Genomic DNA, 7,954 nt, shown 5'->3' with positions numbered 1-7,954 from the left:
TTCAGACGTGTGCTCTTCCGATCTCGACGCTGCGGCAGGAGCCGCGGCGGACGCCGCACTGAAGCCCGCCGCCGTGGCCGCGGAGGGGCCCGTGGGGGCCGTCGACTCGGCGGTGGCGGGTGCCGAGGCGTCGGCGGGGGCCTGGGAACGGTGGTCGAGGAGTCCGGAGGACGGGGCCAAGGTGGAGGGGGGCGCTGACGGCCCGCCTGTGGAGGAGCCGGTCCTTGAGACACCGTCCGCGGAGAACGCGGGGCGTACGGAGGAGGTCGACTCCGCCGAGCGCGCCGTGGAGGCGCTTGCCGCTGAACCGGTCCGGGCGAGCTGGGCCGCTGGGGTCGCCGGCCAGGCGGGCGCCGAGGGACGGTTGTCCACCGGGGCGTCCGCGGGTGCGGGGGCGGGTTCGGTGGTGGACTCCGTCGGCTCGGACGACTCGGATGATTCGGATGGTTCAGCCGGTCCGGCTGCGTCCGCGGTCGAGTCGGTGGGGATATCTGTGCCGTCGCTGCCGGTTGTGCCGGCCGAGCGGGGGCCTGCGGCGGAGGCGGCAGTCGTCGTGGGCGTGGTCGCTGCTGTCGACACGGTGGCGGCCGTTGCCTTGACGGCTCGGGCGGCGGAGGGCGCCGATGGCGCCGAGCCAGCGGTCGCCGACGAAACAGCTGACGTTCCTGACGATGCGGATCGCGCCGACGGCCTCGGGGATGCCGGGGGCGTCGGTGAGGAGGCCTCCGTACCGGTGGAGTCCGTGTCGGCCTCGGAATCGTGGTCGAGGTCCTCGCCGGGTGCTGGGGTCCGGGAGGCGGTGGCCTCCGGCGTCGGGGTGTCCGCCCGCGCGGTCGGGGCCGCTGAGTCCGCTGCCTGTTGCGTGGCCTCCTCACCGTCCGCCCCGGGTTCGGCGACCGCATCCAGGTCCTCGATGTCCTCCGGCTCGGTCGCCTTCTCCGATTCCGCCGGCTCCTCAGGGCTCCCGACCCCGGGCGCCGCCACCGCTTGGGTCGGTGCGACCACGGCGCTCGCCGCATCGGAGACCGCGGCCGACGGCGTCTCCGTTGCGGGGGCGATGGAGACAGCGGACGTGGCGGATGCGTCGGCGGCAGAGTTCCTCCGGTCCTCCTGGCCCTGCCACTCGTTCCGGGTCGCCTGATCGACCGGCTCCGATGCCGCGAAGGACGCCGGGGCGTCGGAGTCGGCGGGGTCCTCCGCGGTGCCGGCCGAGGCCGGGGCACCAGCGCCGGCCGAGGAGGTTGTGGAGGAGACTGCGGGAGTGGTGGACGTGATCGAGGCGGTGGGCGCTGTGCCGGTCTCGGCCTCACCGGCCGTGGAGGGGGTCTTGGAGACGGCGTCGACCTCGGCGTCCGCCTGCTCCGCCGGCGCCGGAGCCTTCGCCGCAGCCGGCCCCGATGACGGCGGGATCGATGGTGGCATGTCGGCGGTCCCGGCGACGGCTCCCACCACAGCCTGCCCGACTGGCTCGGAGGGCTCGGACGGCGTCGGCGCCGCCTGAGTGGCCACCGGACGGGGCGAGGGATCGTCCGGGCGCAGCGGGTCCTGGGCGGGGCGGCCGACCGGGAACGTGCCGACTCGAGGCTCCTCGGGTGCCGCAACCGGCTCGTCAGAGACCTCCTCGATCTCCTGGATGATCCCCTCATCGGCGTCGTCGGCCGTGTCGGCGACCCATCCGGCCTGAGCGGCTTGAGAAGGCTTGACCGCTTCACCCGCGGCGGGGCTCTGATCGTCCTCCTGCTCGTGGATGTTCACGGTGTCAACGTTCTCGTCCGCAGCATCATCGGCGGTCTTGACCGCACCGACCTGACCGACCGGCCTGACCGCCCCGTCCGGGGGTCCCGCTGTCGTCGTCGGCGTGACCGGCGTGGAGGGGGTGGGCCGAGATGCCTGGACGACCTTGCTGGCGAGGCCCTTGAGGGAGGCTGCGGCCTCATTGGTCACAGTGGCCGTCGCCTCTGCCAGGTGAGCGTCCGAGGCCGGCTCTGCGGCGGCGGGGGTCGAGGCAGTCGGGGAGGCTGGGTCGACGCCGTCGGGCGTGCTGGGCGTCTGCGGGGCGGTGCGGTCTGTGCTGTCGGTGCTCACGAGGTCTCCTTACGCATGAACACGGTAGTAGTAGGGGCGGGGACGCCGAAAGGGGTGGAACGACGTCCCTCGGGCATGACTGCGGGCATGGGACCCTCAGACACCGGAGCGCAGCCTGGCCAGCGCGTTCGCGCGACCCTGGCGGCGAGCCATATGTGCTCCCCAGCCGATCGCCATGAGCTCGATGCCGATGGCGGCGAGCACGACGGCGTCCGGGCCGTAGGGCAGGAGCCTGGAGACCAGATGGCCGCCAGGGATCATATCGTTACTGAGCGCCGGTGCCGCCACCAGGATGAGGATCGGGCCGGTGACGCGCGCGCCGAGAGTGGACTGCGCCGTCGAGGCGCCCGCCGCGGCCAGGGCGACGAAGGAGACGAGAACGGCTGCGAGCATGAGCGGCCCGGTCTGGATGCCAGGGGCGACCGCCCGCAGGTAGGAGCGGGGCAGCAGGAAGGCCGCGAGCGCCAGCCCGGCCACGACCCAGGGCAGCGACAGGAGGTGATCACGACGGCGTGAGGGCGGCGGCGTCGGGGTGGAGCCCACGGTCCGGTCGGCCTCGGTGAGGCGGAAGGCGGCGTGGCCCTGGGCCTGGCCGGCGCGGCGGGCCAGCCGCATTCCCCAGGAGCCGCCGAGCCACAGGCCCGCCAGGATGAGCATGAAACCGGTGCTGATGAGCTTGCGCATCCACTCATCGGACAGGGAGGACGCATGGATGGGAGCCATGAAGACCATCGACTGGGCCGCCAGGGCGGTCAGCCCGGTGGCGAGCGCGCCCAGCGAGGAGCGGCCGGCGAACAGCGCGGTGGCGGCCGATGAGAGCAGCAGGATGGCGCCGAGCAGCAGGCCAGTGCGCAGGACCGAGGACGGTGCGGCGTCGGCCAGGCCCAGAAGGACCGAGATGCTCGTGGCGAAGATGACTCCGACGACGGCGGTCAGCACATAGTCGGGCCTGCGACTGCGCGGCGGTTGCCCTGAGGCGCCTGGGGACCCGGGCGCCGGGGCGGAGCCCGGGGTGTTATGGGAGGGGGAGTCACTCACCCGATCGAGTCTAGGGGGTGCGCTCGGTCTGCGTTGGCCTGGGTCGGCCTGGGGCGCCTGTGGTTGAGGCCGGCCGTGGTGTGCCACAGTGGGTGCGTGGTGCGAATGTCTGTAGGGATCGGAACGTCCGCGGCCGGGGCGCCGAAAAGGCGCGGTCAGGCCGGGGCACCGGGCCCAACCGGCGTGTCGACGGGGCGATCGGATACCGGGGCGGTGGTTTCCGATCGGGCGGGTGCGGGTGTCCCAGCTGCGGCCGACCCCGGATCCGTGCCGTCTTCTGACACCGAGGCGCCCGGGGCCTCCGCGTCCCCGGTGCTGGGGGCGCTCAGGGCGGTAGCCGTCGACGAGCGGGTGCGTGCCGCCGAGGCGGCGGTGCGCGAGGCCTGCGCCGAGCTGCGCTGGAACGAGGCTCTGCGGCGTCGGTGGCGCGAGGCCCGCGCCGAGGCCGCGATCCGAGGGGCCATCGCCTCAGGCGGAGTGGAAGGCGCGGTGGTCCCCGCCGAGGTGCTGCGCGAGCACGTGGCCGAGGGCTCCCTGACCGAGGCCGCCACGGGAGACCCGGGTCTGGATGCTGTCGCCGGCCTGTGGCGCGCCGGGACCCGCCTGGTCGGCTGGATGCCGGACCTGATAGGACGGGGCAGGCCGGTGGTGCCACCGGCGCGCTCGCTGCTGGCTGTCCTCCACCGCGATGTCGTCGGGCCCCTGGCCGCCGGCGGTCGGGTGGCGCTGGAGGAGGTCGGCGTGCCGCGCTCCGGGCGGGTGGGTGCTCGGGAGGGAGGCCCGGGGACGGAGCCGCAGGGTGAGGAACTGGCTGCGCGACTGGCGGGGCTGGTGGAGCTCATCGAGGTGGAGCGGGCGCCGGCGCTGGTGCGGGCCGCCATCGTCCACGCCGAGATGCTGGCGGCGCGCCCCTTCACGGCCGGGAACGCCGCGGTGGGGCGGCTGCTGGTGCGCCACCTCCTGGTGCGCGACGGGGTCGAGCCGACGGGCACGGCGGTCAGCGACCTCTACCCCGGGCGCGTGCCGGTGGCCTACGCCGAGGCGGCCGGGGCCTACGCCTCCGGCACGATGGAGGGGGTCGTGGCCTGGGTGGTGTGGCAGGCGGAGGCCGTGCTTGCGGGGGTTCAGGAGGCCCAGCGCCTGTGCCGGGCCGTCCAGGCGGGCACCTGGCGGGCCGGCTGAGTGCTCGGAGGCCGCGGTGGCGTGCCAAGGTGGCTGCCGCGACGGGCGACCAGCCATGCGGCGGCGGCGCCGACGGCGAGAACCCCGACCGCGCCGGCGATGAGGGGGGTCCGGGTCGACGGGCTCGGGGGCTCCCAGCGCGGCCGTAGCCGCACCGGGCGTGCGAAGTCGCGCACCGGCCAGTCCCGTTCCTGGGCCATGCGCCGCAGGTCCCGGTCGGGGTTGACCGCGACTGGGTGACCGACGGCACTGAGCATCGGCTCATCGGAGATGGAGTCGGAGTAGGCCCAGCACCGGGCCGGGTCGATGCCGTGGGCGGCGGCGTCCTCCCGCAGCGCCACCACCTTCTCCGAGTGCAGCATGGAGCGGGTGATACGACCGGTGAACAACCCGTCCTCGCCGACCTCCATACGTGTGGCCACGGCGCGGTCCGCCCCTACGAGGCGGGCGATGGGGGAGACCATCTCGTTGATGGAGGCCGAGACGACCACGACGTCGTGCCCGGCCCGGTGGTGGGCCTCGATGAGATCGAGGGCCTCGGCGTAGACGGCCGGCTCGATCGCCGTGGCCAGGGCGCTCTCGACAACCTCCATGAGGTCTCGGCGACTGATGCCGGCGGACATGAGGGCCAGGTGCTCCATGAGGCTGGTCGACTGCCGGGTACCGGCCCCCACCAGCAGGTAGGGGATCTGGGCGATGAGCCCGTGGGCCAGTGCCCGTGAGGAGATGAGGCCGCTGCGCCGCATCGGGGTACCCAGTGCCCAGGTCGACGACGTCGCCAGGATCGTCTTGTCCAGGTCGAAGTAGGCCGCGGCACGATGCCCGGTGGGCTCGGGATCGAGAGCGGCCGTTGCGGCCGACCTGGCGGCTGCTGACGTCGCCGATGACGCCGCTGTCGGCTGGGAGGGATCGCTTGCGCGGGGCTGCGCGCTCATGGCCCCATCTCATCACGAGCCGGGCCGTGGTGTCAGGCGTGCGGCCCCTTGGTTTTCTCTGACGTCCTCTGACGTCCACGCCGGTGGCATGTCGCTGTCCATGGTGGGCGGTTGCGGGCGGCGCGGGGCCACAGGCCCGTTTCTGCAACCCGTTTCCACAGGTCTGACGACGTCGGTGGGCGTCGGTGGCGACGGGCCTCCACTCTGGTACGGGATCGGCGCCACGGCGCGCGGAAAAGCGGATCGGAGAGACGGCATGGAGACACTGGAGAAGACAGCGGAGATACCGGTGAGGGTATCCATGAGGACGGTTCACGCGGTCCCGAGGGGCACGGGGCGGCACTCCGAGACCACGGAGACGATTCCTGCCGTGGTGGAGGCGGAGTCAGGAGGAGAGACCGAGGCGGTGGAGAAGACGGGCTCGGCGACAACGGAGATGACGCAGGTGTGGGACGGCCGGGGCGTCGCCTTTCCGCCCCTGAGGCCCTCTACTGGCCGGCGCCCGCAGCCCGGTGGGACGGCCGAGGCGGCGCCGGGGACAGAGGACTCGGGCACTCCGGTGCCGACGCCGGAAGGGTCGGTGGGAACCGCTCGCGCCCGAAGGAACCCGGCCGCCCAGGTCCTGGCCGTCACCGGCGCTCGTGGAGGCCTGGGGGTCAGCGTCCTGCTGCTGCACCTGGCGTGGGCGCTGAGCCGCGCCGGGAAGCGGGTGGCGATGATGGACCTGGACCCGGCGGGCGGCCTGGACCTCCTGTGCGGGGAGACCGTGCTGACCGGCCTGCGCTGGGCGGACCTCCCGGCGGAGGAGTCGGCCTTCCGGCCCGGGCACCTCGTCGGGGCCCTGCCCGTGTGGCACGCCGTGCCACTGCTCACCGGTGACGTCCGCGGTGGGCCGTCGAGGTGCGCGGACGCGGTTCTGGAGGCGATGCGCACCGAGCACGACGTCGTCCTGGTGGATCTGCCCCGGGGCGCGCCCCCGCCACCGGGCTGTCGGGTCCTGCTCGTCAGCGGCCTCGACCTGCGCTCGGCCGTCGCCGCGGAGAGCATCGTCCCACGGCTGCGGGGCCCTCATCCGGGCGGCCCGGAGCTCACCGGCCCTGATGAGCCGGCCGTGCGCCCGGCGGTGTGGCTCGTGGTACGCCAGACGGGCGAGGACGTCGTCGCCGAGGACCTCGAGCTCATCACCGGCTGCCCGGTCCTGGGTCATCTTCCCACCGACCGGGTCCTCATCAAGCGCCTGGCCCTCGGGGAGGACCCGGTCCGAGCCCGCTCGGCCACCAGACGCGCCGCCAGCGCCCTGGCCCGAGAGCTGCTGGCCCGGGTCCTCGTTCCCGAGGAACCCGAGCCGGATCCGGCCGGTGGCCGAACCACGGGCCTGGAGCGCAGGAGCGAGTCATGGCCCCGGTAGGCCCCGATCTCACCGGATCGGCCGGAGCTCGCGGGGACCCCGGCTCCGACGGCCCCGAGCTGGCCCGCATCCGCAGCGCCCTGGCCCGTGGCGTGGGCCTGGACGAGGCCCTCAACGACGCCGCCGACCCCGCCACCGGCCAGGTGGGCATGGCGCGTCTCGGCCAGCGGGTTCGCGCCGACGTCGACGGCGCCGGGCCGCTCCTGCAGCCCCTCATCGAGACCGACGGCGTCACCGACGTCCTCGTCAGCGGCGGGCGCACCTGGATCGACCGGGGCCACGGCCTCGAACCCGTTCCCGCCGCCTCCATGGATGAGCCCCAGGTGCGGGCCCTGGCCGTGCGCATGGCCGCCTCCGCCCACAAGCGCCTTGACGACGCCTGCCCCGTCGTCGACGCCACCCTGCCCGACGGCACCCGCCTCAACGCGGTCCTACCGCCACTGAGCGCCGACGGCACCCTTGTCAGCCTGCGCACCAAGCGCCGCCGCGGCTTCACCCTGGCCGAGCTCACCGGTGCCGGCACCATCGCCCCCGGCCTCGACGACGTCCTGACCGCCCTGGTGACCCGCCGCGCCAGCTGCCTGGTCACTGGCGCCACCGGAACCGGCAAGACCACCCTCCTGGCGGCCCTGCTCGGGCTCGTCCCGCACGGCGAGCGCATCGTGTGCATCGAGGAGGCCAGCGAGCTGCGCCCCGACCACCCCCACGTCGTCCACCTTCAGGAGCGCGGCGCCAACGTCCAGGGCGTCGGAGCGGTCTCCATGACCGCTCTGGTACGCACCGCCCTGCGCATGCGTCCCGACCGGATCGTCCTGGGCGAGTGCCGCGGCCCCGAGGTGCGCGACGTCCTCACCGCCCTCAACACCGGCCACGAGGGCGGCTGGGCCACCCTCCACGCCAACTCGCCCGCCGACGTCCCCGCCCGCCTGACCGCCCTCGGCGCGCTCGCGGGCCTCGACGAGGCGGCCGTGGCCGCCCAGGCCGCCAGCGCCCTCGACGCCGTCGTCCACCTGCGCCGGCAGATAGGCTCCTCTGGGGCGCGCCGTTTCGTCGCTTCCGTCGGCGTGCTGCGGCGCGAGGCGACACCGGCGGGAGCGGTCCTGATCTGCGAGGAGGCCCTCCGCGTGGCCGACGACGGTCGCCTGCTCCCCGGCCCGGCCGCGCCCGCACTGCGAGAGCGGATCGGAAAGCAGGCCTTCTCCCGCGCCGGTCTCGAAGGCCCGGCCGGACCGGGGGAGAGGAGACCGATATGACGATCATGACGATAGAGGCGGCTGCTCTCCCGCACGCCGCCGCGCCCCCGGGC

5 protein-coding genes are annotated in these 7,954 nt (G+C 74.3%); 3 read left to right on the top strand and 2 right to left on the bottom strand.

Going from position 1 to position 7,954, the window contains the following annotated elements:
* Positions 1-2,181 precede the first annotated feature (2,181 nt).
* A complete protein-coding gene (locus HMPREF9056_RS02100; RefSeq protein WP_253269899.1) occupies positions 2,182-3,123 on the bottom strand; it encodes a hypothetical protein in 942 nt (313 codons plus the stop codon).
* 267 nt (positions 3,124-3,390) lie between these two features.
* On the opposite strand from HMPREF9056_RS02100, the gene HMPREF9056_RS02095 reads away from it, so the two are divergent.
* Positions 3,391-4,305, top strand: a complete 915-nt coding sequence (locus HMPREF9056_RS02095) for a Fic family protein (RefSeq protein WP_009402335.1) — start codon at positions 3,391-3,393, stop codon at positions 4,303-4,305.
* Here HMPREF9056_RS02095 and HMPREF9056_RS02090 read toward each other — a convergent pair.
* Complete coding sequence (locus tag HMPREF9056_RS02090; protein ID WP_009402333.1) at positions 4,248-5,240, bottom strand: HAD family phosphatase; 993 nt, start codon at positions 5,238-5,240, stop codon at positions 4,248-4,250. The genes HMPREF9056_RS02095 and HMPREF9056_RS02090 overlap by 58 nt on opposite strands.
* Before the next feature lie 301 nt (positions 5,241-5,541).
* Here HMPREF9056_RS02090 and HMPREF9056_RS02085 point away from each other — a divergent pair, with 301 nt between their 5' ends.
* Both HMPREF9056_RS02085 and HMPREF9056_RS02080 read left to right on the top strand, forming a co-directional pair.
* Complete coding sequence (locus HMPREF9056_RS02085) at positions 5,542-6,648, top strand: cellulose synthase operon protein YhjQ/BcsQ (protein WP_253269898.1); 1,107 nt, start codon at positions 5,542-5,544, stop codon at positions 6,646-6,648.
* Complete coding sequence (locus HMPREF9056_RS02080) at positions 6,636-7,901, top strand: TadA family conjugal transfer-associated ATPase (protein WP_009402329.1); 1,266 nt, start codon at positions 6,636-6,638, stop codon at positions 7,899-7,901. Before HMPREF9056_RS02085 ends, HMPREF9056_RS02080 begins: the two co-directional genes overlap by 13 nt.
* The last annotated feature ends 53 nt before the right edge of the window (positions 7,902-7,954 follow it).

The sequence above is a fragment of the Actinomyces sp. oral taxon 170 str. F0386 genome, from assembly GCF_000195595.1.
Lineage (GTDB): Bacteria > Actinomycetota > Actinomycetes > Actinomycetales > Actinomycetaceae > Actinomyces.
The sequence above is the reverse complement of the archived record's forward strand: the minus strand, read 5'-3'. Positions and strand labels throughout refer to the sequence as shown.

What these genes read in the sequence shown, in the direction of transcription:
- HMPREF9056_RS02080 (WP_009402329.1), top strand. Translation starts at nt 6,636, where the DNA reads ATGGCCCCGGTAGGCCCCGATCTCACCGGATCGGCCGGAGCTCGCGGG.
- HMPREF9056_RS02085 (WP_253269898.1), top strand. Translation starts at nt 5,542, where the DNA reads ATGAGGACGGTTCACGCGGTCCCGAGGGGCACGGGGCGGCACTCCGAG.
- HMPREF9056_RS02090 (WP_009402333.1), bottom strand. Translation starts at nt 5,240, where the DNA reads ATGAGCGCGCAGCCCCGCGCAAGCGATCCCTCCCAGCCGACAGCGGCG.